Consider the following 19,463-nt stretch of genomic DNA (forward strand, 5'->3'; position numbering starts at 1 on the left):
TAGAGGTGGGGACCACCGCTCCGGCTCAACTGCCGGTCGCGGCCGGTCTGGTGGAGGCCAGGGAAGCGCAGATCGCTTCCACTTGGCGGGTGCAGCCGCCGCAGCCGGTCGTGGCGCGGGTGGCGGCGGCCAGTTCGGGGAGCCGGCGGGAGCCGGCGTGCCACGCGTCGGTGAGGTCCCGGTGCGTGACGTTGTTGCACAGGCACACGACGGTGTCGGGGCTCAGCTCGGTCGAGCCGGTCCGCGCCACGCGGGGGGCCCGGCCCAGGAGCAGGCTCAACCGGTCACGCGGGACGGGCAGGTCGTGGACGTACAGCTCGGTGGTGGTGGCGATGGCCCGGTCGAAGCCGAGCAGAACCCCGGCGGTGATGCGTTCGCCGGCGAGCTCCAGGCGGGCGTAGCGGGCGTTCGCCGGGTCGTTGAGGGTGATCGTCTCCTCCGCGGGGACACTGCCCGGGACGCCGAGGACGACCAGGCCGGGGCCGGCGATACGGGGCCGCAGCACGCGGCGGGCGGCGGCCACGCCGCGCGCTCCGGTGGCGAGATGGCGGGCCAGCGCCTCGGCCTGGGCCCAGCCGGATGCGAGGGAGCCGCCGCGGCCGCCGCGGTGCTCGGCGCAGTCGCCGAGGGCGTGGATCAGCGGGTCGTCGGTGCGCAGGCAGTCGTCGACGACGATGCCGGTGCGCACGCTCAGGCCGGCGGCGCGGGCCAGTCCGGTCTCGGGCAGCACGCCGGTGCAGAGCAGGAGGGTGGCGACGGGCAGAGTGCGGCCGTCGGCGAGGGTGAGGGCGCCGGGGGTGTACGCGGCGGCCGCCTGGCCGGTGACGACCTCCACTCCGGCGGTCGCGAGCCGGTCGGCGACGAGGGCTCCGGCGGTCCGGTCGAGGAGGTGGTCCATGGGCCAGGCGCCGGGGTGGACGAGGGTGACCGGACGGTCCTTGGCGGCCAGCGCGAACGCCGCCTCCACGCCGAGGGAGCCGGCGCCGAGGATGGTCACCGGGGTACGGGCGGCCACCGCCGCCGGATCGGTGAGGCGGGCGCAGTCGGCGAGCGTACGGAGGGTGGCGACGCCCGCGGCCGGAGCGCCGTCGGGCGTCCGCAGGCCCGGCAGGGCGGGCAGCAGCGGCGTCGCGCCGGTGGCCAGGACCAGCCGGCCGTACGGGAAGACCTGCCCGTCGGCGGTGTGCACCCGGCGCCGGGCGCGGTCGATGCGGACGGCGCAGACGCCGGTGCGGACGCGGGTGTCGCCGGGCGGCGGGGGCAGCTCCATCGCCGCGGGCGGGAGACTGCCGTCGAGCGCGGAGGTGAGCAGCGCGCGGTGGTAGGCGGGGACCTCTTCGGCGCCGAGGACGGTGACGGGGTCGGTGCAGCCGAAGTGGCGCAGCCGGTCGAGGAGTTGGTGGGCGGCGGGCCCGTTGCCGATGACGAGGATCGGAGCTTGCCCTTGCCCTCCGGGCACGGTCGCGGTCATGATCGGCCCCCCTGGAGGCGTGTGACACCGGCTGCGCCGGGCGCGGACGAATCGAACGGAACGGCTGCCCTCACGGCTGCGCCGGGCGGGGCGCCCTTCGCGTCGGCCGGGGCCGGCGGCACAGCCCGGGCCGCGTCGGGCACGCCCGCCAGAGCGGCGCGGTCGGCGGCAGGCGCCGCGGGCGGAACGGGCCCGGGCGCAGTCGGACCGGCCGCCGCAGGCGGGACCGCGGCCCCCACCACGCCGGGCACGGCCCGGACCGGCACGGTGGGCGCGGGTGCCGGGGGCGCCGGCTCGGTGGCTTCACGGGTGGATGCCGCGGCCAGCGGATCGGCAGGCGCGAGGCTTACCGCGCAGACCTTGAATTCCGGCATGCGGCTGCGCGGGTCGAGGGCGTCGTTGGTGAGCAGGTTGGCCCGTCCCGCGCCCGGGAAGTGGAACGGCAGGAAGACGGTGTCGGTGCGCAGCGTCGGGTCGAAGCGGACCCGGGCCAGCGTGGAGCCGCGCGCCGAAGTGATCCGCGCGTGGGCGCCGTCGGTGAGGCCGGCCCGGGCGGCCGTGTCGGGGTGGACCTCAAGGTGCGCCTCGGGGGCGGCCGCGATCAGTTGCGGCACCCGGCGGGTCTGCGCGCCGGACTGGTACTGGGCCAGCACGCGCCCGGTCGTGGCGTACAGCGGGTACTCGGCGTGCGTCTCCTCGGCGGGCGGGCGGTGTTCGACGTCGGCGAAGCGGGCGCGGCCGTCCGGGTGGGCGAACCGTTCCAGGAAGAGCCGCGGCGTGCCCGGACTGCCCTCGGGGCACGGCCAGTGCAGCGCCTCCCCCGCGTCGAGCCGCTCGTAGCTGATGCCGGAGTAGTCGGCGGGCCCGCCGGCCGAGGCGCGGCGCAACTCCTCGAAGACGGCGCGCGGCTGCGCCGGATAGCGCTCGGGCAGGTCGCCCAGCCGGGTGGCGAGGCCGCGCAGGACCTCCAGGTCGGAGCGGGTCCCGGCGGGCGGGTCGAGGAGCCGGCGGCGGCGCAGGACACGGCCTTCGAGGTTGGTCATGGTGCCCTCCTCCTCGGCCCACTGGGTGACGGGCAGCACCACGTCGGCCATGCGGGCGGTCTCGGAGGGCACGAAGTCGGCGACGACGAGCAGGTCGAGGGAGGAGAGCCGCTCGGCGACGTGCGCGGAACGCGGCGCGGAGACCACCGGGTTGGCGCCGAAGACGAGCAGGGCGCGCGGGCCGTTCTCGGTGCCGAGGGCGTCGAGGAGTTCGTAGGCGCTGCGGCCCGGCCCGGGCAGGACGGCCGGATCGACGCCCCAGACGGCCGCCACGTGCGCGCGGGCCGCCGGGTCGGTGATCATGCGGTAGCCGGGCAGCTGGTCGGCCTTCTGGCCGTGCTCGCGCCCGCCCTGGCCGTTGCCCTGGCCGGTGAGGCAGCCGTAGCCGCTGCCCTCGCGGCCGGGCAGGCCGAGGGCGAGGGCGAGGTTGATGAAGGCGGCGACGGTGTCGGTGCCCTTGCTGTGCTGCTCGGCGCCGCGCCCGGTGAGGACGTACGCGCGGGAGGCGGCGGCCAGCATCCGGACGGCTTCGCGCTGGTCGCTGACGGGCACGCCGGTGACCTTCTCGACGCGCTCGGGCCACCAGGAGGCGGCGCGCTTCCAGGCGGCGTCGAAGCCGGTGGTGCGCCGGTCGACGTACTCCCGGTCGCTGTGTCCCTCGACGACCAGGATGTGGAGCAGGCCGAGGGCGAGCGCGAGGTCGGTGCCGGGGCGCGGCTGGAGGTGGAGGGCGGCGCGCTCGGCGGTGGGGGTGCGGCGCGGGTCGATGACGATCAGCCGGGCGGCGGTGAGGTGCCGCATCAGCGGGGGCATCGTCTCGGCGGGGTTGGCGCCGGCGAGGAGGACGGTGTCGGCGGAGCCGAGGTCGGTGACGGGGAAGGGCAGGCCGCGGTCGAGGCCGAAGGCGGCGTTCCCGGCGGCGGCGGCCGAGGACATGCAGAAACGGCCGTTGTAGTCGATCTGGCTGGTGCCGAGGGCGAGGCGCGCGAACTTGCCGAGCAGGTAAGCCTTTTCGTTGGTGAGGCCGCCGCCGCCGAAGACGCCGACGGCGTCGGGGCCCTGCTCGGCGCGGATCCGGGCGAGGGAGGCGGCGACCGTGTCGAGGGCGGTGTCCCAGTCGGTGGGGCGCAGGGTGCCGGAGGCGTCACGGACGAGGGGGGTCCGCAGCCGGTCGGGGGTGGTGAGCAGGGCCGGGGCGGTCCAGCCCTTCTGGCACAGGCCGCCGCGGTTGACGGGGAAGTCGGGGTCTGGCTGGACGGTGACCGTACCGCCCTCGGCTCCGGCGGGACGGGTGCCGGCGCCCGGCCCCGTACCGGGCTCAGTCCCCGGCTCAGTCCCCGGCGCGGCATCCGGCGCAGTCCCCGGCGCGGCACCCGTGCCGGCGCTGAGCCGGGTGCCGCATTGCAGGGCGCAGTACGGGCAGTGCGTGGCCACCTGGCCGGGCCGCGCCGGCGTGCGCTCGGCGTCACGCATGGACCGACTCCGTAGGGCGGGATCCGGCGGGGGCAGGGGCGCCGGCGGCGGTCGCGGCCGCCACGGGGGCGGATCCGGCCCGCTCGCGGCGGACGTACACGACCCAGGTCACGACCGCGCACACCGCGTAGTAGCCGAGGAAGGACAGGAAGGCGGGGGTGCCGTTGCCCGCGCCGCCGCTGTAGGCGCCGCGGAAGGCGAGGTTGATGGCGACTCCGCCGAGCGCCCCGACCGCACCGGCGATGCCGATGGCGGCGCCGGACATCCTGCGCGCGGTGGCGAAGGCACTGGTGGCGTCGCTGCCGGCGACGATGCGGGCCTCGGCGTCACGGGCGAAGGCGGTGGGGATGAGCTTGTAGGTGGAGCCGTTGCCGATGCCGCTGAGGACGAACAGCGCGGTGAAGCCGGCGATGAAGATCGGCAGCGAGTGCTGCGCCGAGGCGATGAGCAGGACGCCGGTTCCGGCGCCCATGCCCCCGAAGATCAGCAGGGTGACCCGGGCGCCGCCGAACTTGTCGGCGAGCCAGCCGCCGAACGGGCGGGCGAAGGAGCCGAGCAGCGGGCCGAGGAAGGTGTACGAGGCGGCCTGGAGCGGGGTGGAGCCGAACTGCGTCTGCAGGACCAGCCCGAAGGCGAAGCCGTAGCCGATGAAGGAGCCGAAGGTGCCGATGTACAGGAGGGAGATCCACCAGGTGTCACGGTGGGCGAGGGCCTGGCGCTGGACGCCCGGTTCGGTGCGGACGGTGGCGATGTTGTCCATCTTCATCGCGCACAGCAGGGAGATGAACACGATGAGCGGCAGGTACACGGCGGCGACGTAGGCGGGGTGGGTGTCACCGACGGTGGAGATGACGAGCAGGCCGAGCAGCTGGACGGCGGCGACGCCGAGGTTGCCGCCGCCGGCGTTGAGGCCGAGGGCCCAGCCCTGGTGGCGGTGGGGGAAGAAGCTGGTGATGTTGGTCATCGAGGAGGCGAAGTTGCCGCCGCCGACCCCGCCGAGGGCGCTGATCAGCAGGAACACCCACAGCGGGGTGCCGGGCTGCTGGATGAAGTACACGGTCGCCACGGCCGGGATCAGCAGGATCGAGGAGGCGAAGACGGTCCAGTTGCGGCCGCCGAAGCGGGTGACGGCCCAGCTGTACGGCGGCCGCAGGAGGGCGCCGACGAGGGTGGGGGTGACGACGAGGAGGAACTTCTCGTCCGGCGCGAAGCCGAGGCCGATCTCGGGCGTCATGAACAGCACCAGGACCGACCACATGCTCCAGACGGAGAAGCCGATGTGCTCGGAGGCGACGGACAGGAAGAGGTTGCGGCGGGCGATGCGCTTGCCGCCGCGCTCCCAGTACTGCTCGTCCTCGGCGTCCCAGTCCTCGATCCAGCGCCCCTTGGCGGATCTCATGGCACTCATCTGACCTGTCTCCCTATGTCTGTCAGGCGGGTTGTCGTTCCGGAATGGCGTTCATGAAGGGCGTTCAGGAGCGGCCTGCGGACGGTGCGCCGGCCAGCGCGCGGTCGACGAGGGCGCCCGCCCCGCCGCTGTAGCCGGCCGGGTCGCACAGCCGCGCGACGGCCTCCGCGTCGAGCCCGTGGCCGGGCATCGCCGCGAGGACGGCGCCCAGGGGCCGCCCGCTCGCCGCGGCGGCCGCCGAGGCCTCGGTGAGCAGCTGCTTCGCGGCGGCCTTGCCCAGGCGCGGCGCGAGCCGGGCCGCGATGCGCTCGGAGACGATCTGGCCGCCGGTGAGGTCGAGGTTCTCCCGCATCCTTGCGGGCCGGACCTCCAGCCCCTCGGCGAGCTCGACGGCGGTGTGCGCCGCGCCGCCGGTGAGCCGCAGGGCTTCGCGCAGCAGCTGCCATTCGGCGTGCCACACGCCGCCGGAGCGCTCGTCCTCGGTGACCAGGCACTGTGTCAAACCGGCGGCGATGACGGGGACCTGGAGGGCGGCGGCGCGGATCAGGGTGGCGAGGACCGGGTTGCGCTTGTGCGGCATGGCGGAGGAGCTGCCGCGTCCGGCGGCGGTCGGCTCGGCGACCTCGCCGACCTCGGTGCGGGTCAGCGACTGGACGTCGACGGCGATCTTGCCGAGGGCCCCGGCGGTGAAGGCCAGGGCGGCGGCGAGATCGGCGAGCGGCGTGCGCAGCGCGTGCCAGGGCAGGACCGGGCGGGCGAGTCCGGTCTCGGCGGCGAAGGCGTCGACGAGCCGGTCCAGGTACGGGTGTTCGGCGCTGGCGGCCACCTCGGGCCGGTCGATGTCGGCGTACTCCAGGTAGCCGGCGAGGGTGCCGGCGGCCCCGCCGAGCGAGACGGGCAGGCCTTCTCGCAGGACGCGGGCCAGGCGGGCGTCGGCGTCGAGGACGAGCCGGTGCCAGCCCGCCGCCTTGAGGCCGAAGGTGGTCGGTACGGCGTGCAGGGCCAGGGTGCGCCCGGCCATCAGGGTGTCGCGGTGGGTCTCGGCCAGGCCCGCCAGGGCCTGCGCGGTCCGTGCCAGGTCGGCGCGGACCAGGCGCAGGGCCCGGGCGGCCACCAGCATGGCGCCGGTGTCGAAGATGTCCTGGCTGGTGGAGCCCCGGTGGACGTAGTCCGCGGCCTGCGGGTCCCGCTCGCGGACGGCCGCGGTGAGCGCCCGGACCAGGCCGACGACCGGGTTGGCGGTCTCCCGCGCGGCGAGCGCGAGGGCCCGCAGGTCGAAGTCCTCGGCCCGGGCGGCCTCCGTGATGGCGTCCGCGGCGCTCTTCGGCAGGGTGCCGAGTCCCGCCTGGGCCCGGGCCAGGGCGGCCTCGGCGTCGAGCATGGCCTGGAGCCATGCCCGGTCGCCGACGGCCGCCTCGGCCGGGGTGCCCGCCCGCACGGGGGAGAGCAGGCCGGCGTCCATGAGGAGGTGACCCCGGTCTGGGTCCGTCGTCATACGATCACGCCGGGCAGGTGGTCGTCGGCGGCCACGGCGTCGGTGACCGGGCGGATGCCGGCCGGGACGTTCGCGACGGGCGGCAGGGCCAGCACGGCGCGGGCGATGGCGTCGGAGTCTCCGAGGGTGACGGAGTCCACGCCGGGACGGATGCCGGCGGCGGTGACCCAGTGCACGGATTCGGTGGGCACGCCGTAGGCGAAGCGGCGCGGGTGGGCGACGCCGCGGGCATCGACGAGCCGGTACGGACGCTCGGTGACCGCGAGGCCGCCGGTCTGGTAGCCGCCCTGGCCGCCGGTGACGACGTACGGCTTGGCCTGGTCGGTGTCCAGCAGGTGCTGGAGCAGCGGGTCGGCCGTGCGTCGCAGGTCGGGTTCGGGCAGCCGGGCCTCGATGAGGACCTGCGCCTTGATCACCGCGCCCGGCACGGTCGCGGACTCGGCCAGGTACGTCTGGGCGTTGGTGTCGATGCGCACCTGCGTGCCGGGGCCGGTCAGGGTGAGGATGCCCGCCTCGATCAGGGCGATCATCTCCTCGATGCGGGTGGCCGGCGGGCCGATGGAGAGGAAGCCGTTGAGCGGGGTGTACCAGCCTTCGAGGTCGTCGCGGTGCGAGTCGCCGTCGAGGCCGCCGTGGTCGACGGCGAGGCGGACTTCGTTGCGCAGGTCGCGCAGGACGTCCAGGGCCGACTTGAGCGGGCCGTTGACGTTGCCCTGGCGGGCGGCGACGACATCGGCCGCGAGGTACTCGACGAGCCACTTCTGGAAGGCGTCGCGGTCGGCGAACCGCGTGTCGCCGTAAGGGCGGGAGAGCTTCTCCCAGCTCCAGTGCTGCTCCTCGGGGATGCCGTACTCGGCGAGCAGGTTGACCCGGTCGTCGGCCTCTTCGAGGTCGAGGTAACGCTCGGTGAACGCCTCGCGCTCCTCCTGCTGACCGGTGGCGGCGAGCAGGGCCCCGTAGTAGACGCTCTCGACCTCCCGCGAGATGAAGGGCCACAGGTCGGCGTTGAAGGTGACGGAGCCGCCCTCGGCGGCGCGCTCGCGCAGGCTCTGGACGTAGGCCGGGGTCAGCAGCTTGGGGTAGTAACGGCCGTACGCGCCCTTCTCGTTGTCGCCGCGGGCGTGGTACGGGATGCCGCGCCGGGAGAAGGCGTACAGCCGGGGCTCCTGCCCGGAGGGCTGGTAGGTGAGCTTGCCGTCCTCGTCGCGGACGAAGGTGCCGCCGCGGCCGTGGCTGAACAGCGACATGTAGTCGAAGAAGTTCAGGCCGAGGCCGCGCAGGAGGACCGACTGGCCGGGCTTGACCTGCGAGAGGTCGGCGTCGGCCGGGTTGCCCGGCGTCAGGTACGTCAGGTAGTGGATGCGGGCGAGGGAGGCGGTGCGGGCCTCGCGCGGGGTCAGGCGGGCCGGGACGTGGCCCTGGGCCAGGATGATCGCGTCGAGGTCGTTCAGGCGGGTGCCGTCCTCCAGCCGGACGCCCTGCGGGCCGCCGGGTATGCCCCGGGTGTCGGCGACGGCGACGGCGCGGGAGTTGTGGACGTGGACGGTGACGTGCTTGGGGGCGCCGACGATGACGCGTTGGAAGCACTCGCCGAGGTAGCTGCCGTAGAAGGCGCGGGTGGGGTAGGTGTCCGGGCCCATGGCGGCGGCCTCGGCGAGGGTGCCCTCGTCGTAGTCGCCGAACTGGCCGAGGACCGAGAGGGACTTGGCCCACTCGTAGAGGCTGGGGCCGGGCTCGATCGGGCCGTCGATCGTGCAGCTCTCGTCGGTGTAGACGGTGATCTGGCAGGCGACGGTGTTCATCAGCAGGTGGCGGGACTGGCCGGAGCGCCAGACCTGGCCTGCGCCGGGCGCGGAGGGGTCCACGACGTGGATGGCGACCGAGTCGTGCGAGGGCCGCTGCCGTTCGTTGGCGGCCAGTCGCTCCACGACGGACAGGCCGCGGGGACCGGCGCCGACGACGCAGATCTCGACGGATGAGCTGCTCATGCGATTTCTCCGTTGCTGTGGGGTGTACGGGCCGGGTCGGCTGCCGAGTCGGCTGCGCCGGGCTCGGGGGTGCGGGTCCGGCTGCGCCGGGCTCGGGGGGCGGTCCGGCTGCGCCAGGCTCGGGGGAGCGGTCCGGCTGCGCCAGGGCCGGATCGGCTGCGCCAGCGCCCGGGGGGCCGGTGCGGGGCTCGGCCCCTGGCTCCGGGCTCCGACTCTCCCGGCCACCTCCCCCGGAGGTGCCCCCTGGCGAGCCTGCCCCGGCGCCAGGGCAGGCCGGCTCCCGGCGGGCTATTCGGCGGTGGAGCCGGCCGCGACCAGGCGCGCGAGCTCCAGACGCTTGATCTTGGTGGTGGAGGTCTGCGGGACGTCCTCCAGGCGCCACTGGACCGGGTCGGCCAGCTTCGGCAGGCCGATGACCGCGGATTTCCACGCGATCAGGTCGAGCGGCTTGTCGTCGCGGGTGCACACCACCGGCACCGGAACGCCGTCGGCGCCGGGGATGATGATGACCTCGATCAGCTCGTGCAGCCGGGTGAAGAGCTTGTCCTCGATCTCCAGCGTGGAACCGATGCCGGGGATCTCGTCGACCTCGCGGTCGAGGAGGTGCAGGCAGCCCCACTTGGTGCGGTAGCCGAGGTCGCCCATGCGCCACCAGCCGTCGTTGACCTGCTTCTCCCAGCGTTCGTGCTCGGAGAGGTAGGTGATGATCCGGCCGTCGGACTTGATCTCGATGAAGCCGGGGTTCGTCTTGGTGACGGGGTTGCCGTCACGGCTGACGACGCGGACGTTGGTCATGCCGGGGAACGGCGATCCCACGCAGCGGCCGTCGAAGTCCGCGCCGCCCTTGCGGGTGTAGGTGCGGGCGGCGATGGGGCCGACCTCGCTCTGGCCGTAGGCCTGCGCGAAGAGCGGGTTACGCCTCTTCGTCGCGTTGAGCAGGATGGAGACGGTGCGCGGGTGGATCGCGTCGAAGGTCGAGCTGAAGTACTTGACGTTGGCGAGGGGGCCGCGCGGGTCGTCGGCCAGGGCCTCCCAGCGCAGGAAGGTGTTGGGGTGGGCCTCGATGAAGCCGGGCGGGACCTGGGCGAAGATGTCGCTGACGGTCTCCGGGTCGTCCTCCCGCAGGACGATGAGGGTGTGGCCCTGGAGGATCGAGATCGGCATGGCCGTGAACATCCGGGAGTGCACGAAGGAGACGTGCACGGCGACGGGCTCGCGCTTGCTGACGGCCGAGAAGACGGTGGCCTGCGGGCGGTAGCGGGACTCGAAGGTGTGGCCGGTGTGCACGGCGAGCTTCGGGGTGCCGGTGGTGCCGGAGGTGTGCGTGATCAGGGTCGGGTGGTCCGGCGGCATCGGGATGGCCGGGACGCGGACCACACCGGCGAGCGAGGCCAGTTCGACGGCCCCCTCGAAGGCGCCCGTGGTCAGCAGCACCTTGGCCGTGATGTCGAAGACCTCGGCCGGCAGGTGGTGGTCCAGCTTGTCCTGGTCGGTGATCAGGAAGGGCTGGTCGATGCGGCGGATCAGCACCGCGACCGTCTCGCCGTCCAGCTTCGGGGACAGCAGGGCCGGGATCGCGCCGATGCGGGCGATCGCACAGGCCAGCAGCGAGATGTCGAAGCCGTCGGACTTGTGCACGACGACGTGGTGGTTCGGCCGCACGCCGACCGACCACAGCCTGGAGGCGAAGTCGTCGACGAGGTCGGCGAGTTCGGTGAAGGTGGCTCGGCGCCCGAGCTGCGGGGCGATGTCCAGGTCGTGGTCCATGACCACGAGACCGGCGGGGGTCCGGGCGGCCGCTCGGTCGAAGAGCGTACCCAGCCGAATGCCCTTGTTTCCTATGCGCTGGAGAAGCATGGCCCTCGTTCTCTCAAGATTGTCTTCGTTGGCGTACGGGGAGTGCGCCGGCACCGGGGGGACGACCGGTGCCGGCGGCCAGGCGGTCGGGCAACGCGAGCTCAGCGGCCTTCGACGACGTCGCGGATGCGGGCGAGGGTGGCGTCGAGGTCCTGTTCGAGCTTCTCGGTCCAGTCGGCGATGAACTGCTTGCGCTGGACCTCGTCCAGGTCCGCCACGATCTTCTGGATGCCGGCGGTCGCCTTGCCCATCCGGAAGTGGTGCACGAGGACCGAACCCGAGCCCTGCTCGGCCGGCTCGATGTCGAAGCCCCAGATGGACTCCTGGTCCTCCTGGGCGTGCGTCAGCATCATCCAGCGGAAGGTGCGGCCGGGCTCGGCGGCCGTGATGCGGGCCTCGGTGTACCAGGTGCCGCGGACCAGGGGGGCCCAGCCGACGACGTCCTCGGCGCGCAGGTTCTCGCCGCGGAAGACGGCGCCGACGCTGGAGGGCTCACCGGAAATCCACTCGCCGCCCTGGCACTCCGGGCTCCATTCGCCGCTGCGGGTCAGGTCGCTGACGACGTCGTAGATTTCCTGCGCGGTGGCCGCGACGGGAATGTCCGCGCGGACCTCGAAAAGCGGGGTCGAGTCGATGATGGAGTTCGTCATGGCCGAAATACTGCTGCCCTGGCATTCGGCGATCAATGACCTTCTCCGAGGTCCATCAAGTCATTTACCCGGACCTGCGGGAGGATGACTGGGGTCGCGTTCCGGGCGCGCCGAAGCGGCGCCGTGGCCGTCATGCCGCGGCGCCGCCGAGCGAATTCTCACCCGGGCTTCCGTACCGGCTTCCTGCCGGGATTCCGTCCCTGGTTCCTGCCGGAATTCCGTCCGTTACACGGAATCGATATCCGGAATATCCCGTTCAGTTCTTGGCGCGCAGGACGAGCTTTCCCGTCACCTTGCCCTCGTCCAGCAGCCGGTGGGCCCGGGCCGCCTCCGACAGCGGCAGCACCTCGGTGCCGCGCGGGCGGAGCAGGCCCGCCGCCGTCAGCCTGTTGACGTGGGCCGCGGCCTCGGCGAGCCGGCCCGCGGTGGCGTGGGAGATCGCGAAGCCGCGCACCGAGCAGTCCTTGAGGTAGAGCGGCCCGACGGGCAGCACCGGACGGGTGCGCATTCCGGAGAGCAGCACGATCCGGCCGCGGCTCGCCAGCAGGTCCACCGCCGTCTCCAGGTCGTTGCGGGCCGAGGTGTCGACGTGGATGTCCACCCCGCCCGGGGCGAGGGCGCGGATCCGGCCCGGCACGTCGGGGTCGTGGTAGTCGATGACCTCGGCCGCGCCCAGCTCCCGTACGTAGGCGAAGTCGCGCGGCGAGGCCGTCGCGATGACCCGGGCTCCGGCGTGCGCGGCCATGGTGACCAGCGCGCTGCCGACGTTGCCCGCGGCCCCGGCCACCAGCACGGTGTCGCCGGCCGTGATGTCTCCCTGGTCGAAGAGGGCCAGGTATGCGGTGACGGCCGGGTGCGCGAGGGCGACGGCGTCCACCGGGTCCACCCCCTCGGGCAGCGGGTAGAGCCGCTCGGCCGGGACCACGGCCTGTTCGGCGGCGGCGCCCTGGCGGCCGTCGTGGCCGAGGCTGTTGCACCAGACGCGGTCGCCGGGGGCGAAGCGGTGGGCGACGGCGGGGCCCGCGCGGAGCACGGTCCCGACGAGGTCCCGGCCGATGACGAAGGGGAAGTCGAGCGGGGTGCGCCAGGCACCCGAGCGGACGAAGGTGTCGACGTGGTTGACGGAGACGACGTCGACCTCGACGAGGACGTCGGACGGCCCCGGCTGCGGAGCGGGGAGCTCACCGAAGCGGATGACCTCCGCGGGACCGAGCTGTTCGATATAGGCGGCATGCATGAGTCGGATTCTGTTCGGGCCGGCCGCCGCGGGAAACCTTCCGTCCGCCGTCTGTCAGGTACCGCCGCCCCGGCGACCGGCCCGCAAGCCGCGCCCGCACGAGTTCCGGCCGCGGATGCGGCCCGGCACTCGCACGGTGCACCCGTAACTCTCACCTGACGTAGTGATCCGTGGTCCGTGGTTACTTCCGGCCAGCCACCGCAGGATCCATATTCCGCCCGCCCTTCACATTTGCCCGAGCACCCCACGCCTGCCCATTCCTGGGAGTTTCCTGTGGTTACAGCTTCGCTTACCGTCAGAAAAGAGTCCGCCCGTCAGCAGCCAGATTGGGCCGACAATCCGGAACTGCCGAAGGTAAAGGAAGAGCTTTCCCAAAGACCGGCTCTGGTCAACGCCGGAGACGTCCGCCGCCTGCGTTCCCACCTCGCACGTGTCGCGGCGGGCGACGCGTACATCGTCCAGGCCGGCGACTGCGCCGAGGACCCGTCGGAGTGCGACGCCGGCTACATCGCCCGCAAGTCCGCACTCCTCGACCTGCTCGCCGGCACCCTCAAGATGATCACCCACAAGCCGGTGGTCCGGATCGGCCGCCTCGCCGGCCAGTTCGGCAAGCCGCGCTCGCGCCCCACCGAGATCGTGGACGGGACCGAACTCCCCGTCTTCCGCGGCCACATGGTCAACGGTCCCGAGGCGAGCCTCGCCGAACGCATCCCCGACCCCTACCGGCTGCTGGCCGGCTACGACGCCGCCTCCCAGGCCATGGCCCACCTCGGCTGGACCGACCCGGCCCGCCGCTCCGGCATCTGCCCGCCGGTGTGGACCAGCCACGAGGCACTGCTCCTCGACTACGAACTGCCCATGATGCGCTGGGACGAGGAGGGCAACACGCTGCTGACCTCGACGCACTTCCCGTGGATCGGTGAGCGCACCCGGCAGCTCGACGGCGCCCACGTCGACACGCTGGCCGGCGTCGTCAACCCGGTGGCCTGCAAGGTCGGTCCCTCGATGGACCCGGAGGAGCTCATCGAGCTGTGCCGGCGCCTCGACCCGTGGCGCGAGCCGGGCCGCCTCACCCTCATCGCCCGCATGGGCGCCGACCTGGTCTCCGAGCGGCTGCCCGCGCTGGTGGACGCGGTCCAGCAGGCCGGCCACCCGGTGGTCTGGATCACCGACCCGATGCACGGCAACACCGTCACCGCTCCCGGAGGTCTCAAGACCCGCCTCGTCGACACCGTCGTCGAAGAGGTACGGGGCTTCCAGGCGGCCGTGGTCCGCGGCGGCGGCGTCGCGGGCGGGCTGCACCTGGAGACGACCCCGGACCCGGTCACCGAGTGCGCCGCCGACGCGGGCCACCTCGACGGGGTCGGCGAGACCTACACGAGCTTCTGCGATCCCCGCCTCAACCCGCACCAGGCCTACGCCGTGGTGTCGCAATGGCGGGCCTGAACAAGCAGGGAGATGGGACATGGACAACAAGGTCGCCCTCGTCACGGGAGCCGCGGGAGGCATAGGCCTGGCCGTAGCCCGCCGACTCGCCGAGGAGGGCGCGGCGGTGGCAGCCGTCGACCGGGACGCGACGCGGCTTCGGGAGGCGGTGGACAAGCTGATCGCCGACGGGCTCACCGCCCGTGCCTACCCGGCCGACGTCACCAGCACCGAGCAGGTGGAGGCGGTCGTCGACCAGGTCGAAGCCGAACTGGGTCCGCTGGACTTCCTCGTCAACACCGCGGGCATCCTGCGCATGGGCGAGGTACGGGACTTCAGCGACGAGGACTGGCTGCAGACCTTCGAGGTCAATGTCAGCGGCGTCTTCCGGCTATCGCGCGCCGCCGTCAACCGGATGGCCCCGCGGGGTCGCGGAGCCATCGTCACCGTCGCCTCCAACGCGGCCGGCACCCCGCGGACCGGTATGGCCGCCTACGGGGCCTCCAAGGCCGCCGCGACGATGCTCACCAAGTCGCTCGGCCTGGAAGTCGCCCAGTACAACATCCGCTGCAACGTCGTCGCACCCGGCTCCACCGACACCGCGATGCTCGCCTCCATGTGGGAGGACGAGCAGGGACCCGCCAAGACCATCGCGGGCAACCCCGCTTCCTACAAGGTCGGCATCCCCCTGGGCAAGCTCGCCCGGACCACCGACATCGCCGAAGCCGTGCTCTTCCTGCTCTCCGACCGCGCGGCCCACATCACTCTGCACGTCCTGACCGTGGACGGCGGAGCCACGCTCGGCGCGTGACCCCGCCGATCGCCCAGCCCTTTGAGGAACGACACATCCGAGAGGAAATCATGGCCGGCATACCGACCATCGAGCCCTATCCCCTCCCCACCGCGGGAGACCTTCCCCCGTCCGTCCCGCAGTGGTCGTTCGACGCCGACCGGGCCGTGCTGCTCGTCCACGACATGCAGCGCTACTTCCTCGCGCCGTTGCCCGAAGGGCTGCGCGAGGAGCTGACCGCCAACGCCGTCCTGCTGCGCGAGCACTTCGCGGACGCCGGCGCGCCCGTCGCCTACACCGCCCAGCCCGGCGGCATGACCCCCGAGCAGCGCGGCCTGCTGGCCGACATCTGGGGTCCGGGCATGCGTACGAGCCCCGAGGACCGCGAGGTCGTCCCCCCGCTCGCCCCCGCCGACGGCGACTGGGTCTGCACCAAGTGGCGCTACAGCGCCTTCTTCAACACCGACCTGCTGGAGCGGATGCGCGCCGCAGGCCGCGACCAGCTGGTCATCTGCGGGGTGTACGCGCACGTCGGCGTGCTGACCACCGCCATCGAGTCCTTCAGCCACGACATCCAGACCTTCCTCGTCGCGGACGCGATCGGCGACTTCAGCGAACGGGAGCACCGGCTGGCCATCGACTACGCCGCCAAGCGCTGCGCGGTCGTCACCACCGCGAAGGAGATCGCAGGATGAGCTCGCCACTGCTGGCCCGCGTCCTCGGCCCCAACCCGCCCCCCTTCGCCCTCCTCTACCGTCCCGAGGCCACCGGCCCCAGCATCCTGGACGTCATCGTCGGCGACACCCGGGACGCCGAGACCCTCGCCCAGCTGCGCCCGGTGGAGGCCCAGGCCGCCCAGGGGCCGGCCGGCGCCCGGCACGAGGTGCTGGCGCTCGTCCCGTACCGGCAGATCACCGAGCGAGGCTTCGCCGCCCCCGAGGAGGACACCCCGCTGGTCGCGATGACCGTCACCGGCCAGGAGCGCGTCTCCCTGGTCGAGGCCCTCGCGCTCATCCCCGACCTGCCGATCGAGCTGGAGGGCGGCCGGTTCGACGTCTCCGACGAGGAGTACGCCGACACGGTGCGCCGGGTGATCTCGGACGAGATCGGCGAGGGCAAGGGCGCCAACTTCGTCATCAAGCGCTCCTGGTCCACCGGCATCCGCGAATACTCCACGGACCACGCGCTGACCCTCTTCCGGCGGCTGCTGGAGCGGGAGTCCGGCGCGTACTGGACCTTCCTCGTGCACACCGGCGAGCGGACCCTCGTCGGCGCCAGCCCCGAGCGGCACGTCAGCCTGCACCGGGGCGCCGCCGTCATGAACCCGATCAGCGGCACCTACCGCTATCCGGCGGCCGGGCCCTCGCTGCCGGAGGTGATGGACTTCCTCGCCGACACCAAGGAGACCGACGAGCTGTACATGGTCGTGGACGAGGAACTGAAGATGATGGCCCGGATCTGCGAGGGCGGTGCCCGCGTGGAGGGCCCGTACCTCAAGGAGATGGCCCGCCTCGCCCACACCGAGTACTTCATCGAGGGCCGCAGCGAGCGCGCGCCGGAGGAGATCCTGCGCGAGACGCTCTTCGCGCCCACGGTGACCGGCAGCCCGCTGGAGAGCGCGGCCTCCGTCATCGCCGCCTACGAACCGCAGGGCCGGGGCTACTACAGCGGCGTACTGGCGCTGATCGGCCGCGACGAGGAGGGCGGGCACGCACTGGACTCGTCCATCCTGATCCGTACGGCCGACATCACCGCCGCCGGCGAGGTCCGCATCGGCGTCGGCGCGACCCTGGTGCGCCACTCCGACCCGTGGTCGGAGGTGGCCGAGACCAAGGCCAAGGCGGCCGGGCTGCTCGCGGCGCTGGAGTCGCGGGGCGGCCGGACCCGGTTCGCCTCCCACCCCCACGTCCGCGCGGCGCTGCGGGACCGCAACCGGACCATCGCCGGCTACTGGCTGGGGGAGGAGAAGGAGCGGGCGGCCGTGGACCCGGCGCTGGCCGGACGGCGGGTGCTGGTGGTGGACGCCGAGGACACCTTCACCGCCATGATCGCCCGTCAGCTCGGCTCGATCGGCCTGGACGTGACGGTCCGCCGGTTCGACGAGCCGTACTCCTTCGACGACCACGACCTCGTCGTGATGGGTCCCGGCCCCGGCGATCCGCGCGACGCCGCCCATCCCAAGATCGACCACCTGCGGACGGCCGTACGGACCCTGCTGGACGAGCGCAGACCCTTTCTGGCCGTCTGCCTGAGCCACCAGGTGCTCTCCACCACCCTCGGCTTCGAGCTCGTGCGCCGGAGCGAGCCCAACCAGGGCGTGCAGAAGGAGATCGACTTCTTCGGCCGGCCGGAGCGGGTGGGCTTCTACAACACCTTCGCCGCGCGCTCCGCCGTCGACTCGGCCATCGTCCCGGGCATCGGGCTCGTGGACATCAGCCGCGACCCGCGGACGGGCGAGGTGCACGCGCTGCGCGGCCCGCACTTCGCCTCGATGCAGTTCCACGCCGAGTCGGTGCTGACACAGAACGGTCCGCGGATCACCGGGGAGCTCCTGGCCTCGCTGACGGCGCGGATGCTCGCCGCCTGACGCCGGTGCGGGGCGGTCCCCGGCGGACCGCCCCGCGCCGCCCGCCCTACCTGACAAGGTCCCGCAGACACCATTGTCGGCATTTCCCCGGGACGGAACCATAAGTTTCACGCAGTGAGGAGTCGCCCAAATGATTACGACGGGAATTCACGGTGCGCGCAATTCTCTTTCGGTCGGCGTGCTGGGCACGGGGTCGTACGTACCGGCTCATGTCGTCTCCAACGACGAAGTCGGAGCGCCGGCCGGGGTCGATCATGAATGGATCTTCGGCAAAACGGGAATACGCAACCGCAGGTGGGCGAAGGCCGATGAGGCCACATCCGACCTTGCGGTGATCGCGGGGCGCGCGGCGCTGGAGAGCGCCGGAATCCGCGCCGCGCAGCTCTCCCTGATCGTGGTGGCGACCTCCACCCCCGACCAGCCCCAGCCGCCGACCGCGGCCGTGGTCGCCGCCGAGCTCGGCGCCGACCAGGGCACCGCCGCCTTCGACGTCAACGGCGTGTGCACGGGTTTCCTGTTCGCGCTGGCCACGGCGCAGAGCATGCTGGCCGCCGCGGCCGGCAACGGCTACGCGCTCGTCATCGGCGCCGACGTCTACTCCCGCATCCTCAACCCCGAGGACCGGCGCACCACGATCCTCTTCGGTGACGGAGCGGGTGCGGTCGTCATCGGCCGGACGGCCGGAGCGGGCCGGGGAATCCTTTCGAACCGGCTGGCCAGTTATGCGGCGGACCGGCATCTCATCGAGGTTCCCGGCGGCGGCAGCCGCATTCCCACCACTGCCGAAACCCTCGCCCAGGGACTTCAGTACTTCACCATGAACGGCCGCGGTGTCCGCGATTTCGTGGCCGAAAACGTCCCGCCCGCGGTCCGTGAATTCCTCGCGGAGCAGGACCTCACCCCCGCGGATCTCGCGCATTTCGTTCCGCACCAGGCCAACGGCCGCATGCTGGAGAGCCTTTCCGCCGAACTCGGCGTGGGCGCCGGCCGCACCTGGACCACGTACGAGGAGTACGGCAACACCGGCTCCGCCTCCGTCCCCATCACCCTCGACCACGCGGCGCGCTCCGGCCGGCTGACCGCCGGCGACCTGGTCCTGCTCGCCGGCTTCGGCGGCGGCATGGCCCTGGGTCTGTCGCTCATCCGCTGGTAGTCCACCTCCCTCCCCTACCACCCCAGGGGATGACATCCCTCAAGGAGTTCCCATGCTGGACGCAACCGTGCTCGACGACGCCACGGTCGACGCCTACCTCACCCGCATCGGCGCCACCCGGCCCGCGGCCCCGGACCTCGCGGGCCTGCGCCACCTGGCCGAACGCGCCGTGCTTTCCGTACCGTTCGAGAACCTCGACTACCACCTCGAAGGCCGCGAGATCCACATGGACCAGCGGTCCGTGGACAAGGTCGCCCGGGAGAACCGCGGCGGCGGCTGCTACGAGGTCAACCCCGCGCTCGGCTTCGTCCTCGAAGCCCTGGGCTACGACGTGGAGATCCTGCCGGGGCGCGTGCACCGCCCGGAGGGCCTCGGCCCGTTCCTCGGCCACCTCGCCCTGAAGGTGACCATCGGCGCGGACGCCTACCTCGTCGACACCGGCTTCGGCCGCAACAGCCGCTTCCCGCTGGACTTCAACAGCCGCGAGGTCCAGAGCGACCCGCACGGCGAGTACCAGCTCAAGGACGTGGAGGGCCAGGCCGGCACCGTCGACCTGTGGCTCGGCGGCCGCCCGCTGTACCAGGTCGTCGAGACCCCCGTCCGCATCGAGGACTACGCGCCCTCCCTGTGGTGGTACCGCACGGCGCCCGACTCCTCCTTCCTCCAGGCGCTGTTCTGCTCCATCCGCACCGAGAACGGCCTGGTGACCCTCAAGGGCCGCCACCTGAACATCGTGGACGGCGACCAGCGCTCCAAGACCGTCCTGGAGGACGACGCAGACGTCCTCGCGGCGTACAAGACCCACTTCGGCATCAGCCTCGACGTGCTGCCCGCCGAGCCGGCGAACTCCACCACCACCGGCGTCCGTACCGACTGAGAGAGTCCC

The 19,463-nt window shown here is 72.9% G+C and carries 14 protein-coding genes; 6 read left to right on the top strand and 8 right to left on the bottom strand.

Annotated elements, in window-relative coordinates; translation table 11 throughout:
* Positions 1-25: 25 nt before the first annotated feature.
* From ABZX75_RS23520 to ABZX75_RS23555, 8 genes are all read right to left on the bottom strand, one after another.
* On the bottom strand, positions 26-1,471 hold the full coding sequence (locus tag ABZX75_RS23520) for an FAD-dependent oxidoreductase (RefSeq protein ID WP_355413617.1): 1,446 nt from the start codon (positions 1,469-1,471) through the stop codon (positions 26-28).
* On the bottom strand, positions 1,468-3,987 hold the full coding sequence (locus tag ABZX75_RS23525) for a molybdopterin oxidoreductase family protein (RefSeq protein ID WP_355413619.1): 2,520 nt from the start codon (positions 3,985-3,987) through the stop codon (positions 1,468-1,470). Before ABZX75_RS23525 ends, ABZX75_RS23520 begins: the two co-directional genes overlap by 4 nt.
* Positions 3,980-5,395, bottom strand: coding sequence for a nitrate/nitrite transporter (locus tag ABZX75_RS23530; protein ID WP_355413621.1), 1,416 nt, complete (start codon positions 5,393-5,395; stop codon positions 3,980-3,982). Before ABZX75_RS23530 ends, ABZX75_RS23525 begins: the two co-directional genes overlap by 8 nt.
* 64 nt (positions 5,396-5,459) lie before the next feature.
* A complete protein-coding gene (gene pcaB / locus ABZX75_RS23535) occupies positions 5,460-6,890 on the bottom strand; it encodes a 3-carboxy-cis,cis-muconate cycloisomerase (protein ID WP_355413623.1) in 1,431 nt (476 codons plus the stop codon).
* A complete protein-coding gene (locus tag ABZX75_RS23540) occupies positions 6,887-8,878 on the bottom strand; it encodes an FAD/NAD(P)-binding protein (RefSeq protein WP_355413625.1) in 1,992 nt (663 codons plus the stop codon). Before ABZX75_RS23540 ends, pcaB begins: the two co-directional genes overlap by 4 nt.
* Before the next feature lie 288 nt (positions 8,879-9,166).
* Entirely contained in the window at positions 9,167-10,735 is a 1,569-nt protein-coding gene (locus ABZX75_RS23545; protein WP_355413627.1) for an AMP-binding protein, read from the bottom strand.
* 101 nt (positions 10,736-10,836) lie between these two features.
* On the bottom strand, positions 10,837-11,385 hold the full coding sequence (locus ABZX75_RS23550) for an SRPBCC family protein (protein ID WP_355413629.1): 549 nt from the start codon (positions 11,383-11,385) through the stop codon (positions 10,837-10,839).
* A gap of 256 nt (positions 11,386-11,641) precedes the next feature.
* Entirely contained in the window at positions 11,642-12,622 is a 981-nt protein-coding gene (locus tag ABZX75_RS23555) for an NADPH:quinone reductase (RefSeq protein WP_355413631.1), read from the bottom strand.
* A gap of 273 nt (positions 12,623-12,895) precedes the next feature.
* On the opposite strand from ABZX75_RS23555, the gene ABZX75_RS23560 reads away from it, so the two are divergent.
* The 6 genes from ABZX75_RS23560 to ABZX75_RS23585 all read left to right on the top strand — a co-directional run bounded on the left by ABZX75_RS23560 (position 12,896) and on the right by ABZX75_RS23585 (position 19,454).
* Positions 12,896-14,068: a 3-deoxy-7-phosphoheptulonate synthase gene (locus ABZX75_RS23560; protein ID WP_355413633.1), complete on the top strand. Its 1,173-nt coding sequence runs from the start codon at positions 12,896-12,898 to the stop codon at positions 14,066-14,068.
* 19 nt (positions 14,069-14,087) lie between these two features.
* Positions 14,088-14,858, top strand: coding sequence for a 2,3-dihydro-2,3-dihydroxybenzoate dehydrogenase (locus ABZX75_RS23565; RefSeq protein ID WP_355413635.1), 771 nt, complete (start codon positions 14,088-14,090; stop codon positions 14,856-14,858).
* A gap of 50 nt (positions 14,859-14,908) precedes the next feature.
* Positions 14,909-15,532: an isochorismatase family protein gene (locus ABZX75_RS23570; protein ID WP_355413637.1), complete on the top strand. Its 624-nt coding sequence runs from the start codon at positions 14,909-14,911 to the stop codon at positions 15,530-15,532.
* Positions 15,529-17,424, top strand: a complete 1,896-nt coding sequence (locus ABZX75_RS23575) for an anthranilate synthase family protein (protein WP_355413639.1) — start codon at positions 15,529-15,531, stop codon at positions 17,422-17,424. Before ABZX75_RS23570 ends, ABZX75_RS23575 begins: the two co-directional genes overlap by 4 nt.
* 130 nt (positions 17,425-17,554) lie before the next feature.
* On the top strand, positions 17,555-18,577 hold the full coding sequence (locus tag ABZX75_RS23580) for a beta-ketoacyl-ACP synthase 3 (RefSeq protein ID WP_355413641.1): 1,023 nt from the start codon (positions 17,555-17,557) through the stop codon (positions 18,575-18,577).
* 52 nt (positions 18,578-18,629) lie between these two features.
* A complete protein-coding gene (locus ABZX75_RS23585) occupies positions 18,630-19,454 on the top strand; it encodes an arylamine N-acetyltransferase (protein WP_355413643.1) in 825 nt (274 codons plus the stop codon).
* The last annotated feature ends 9 nt before the right edge of the window (positions 19,455-19,463 follow it).

Origin of the sequence: Streptomyces sp. NPDC003038 (genome assembly GCF_040611115.1) — a bacterium.
Classification (GTDB): domain Bacteria; phylum Actinomycetota; class Actinomycetes; order Streptomycetales; family Streptomycetaceae; genus Streptomyces.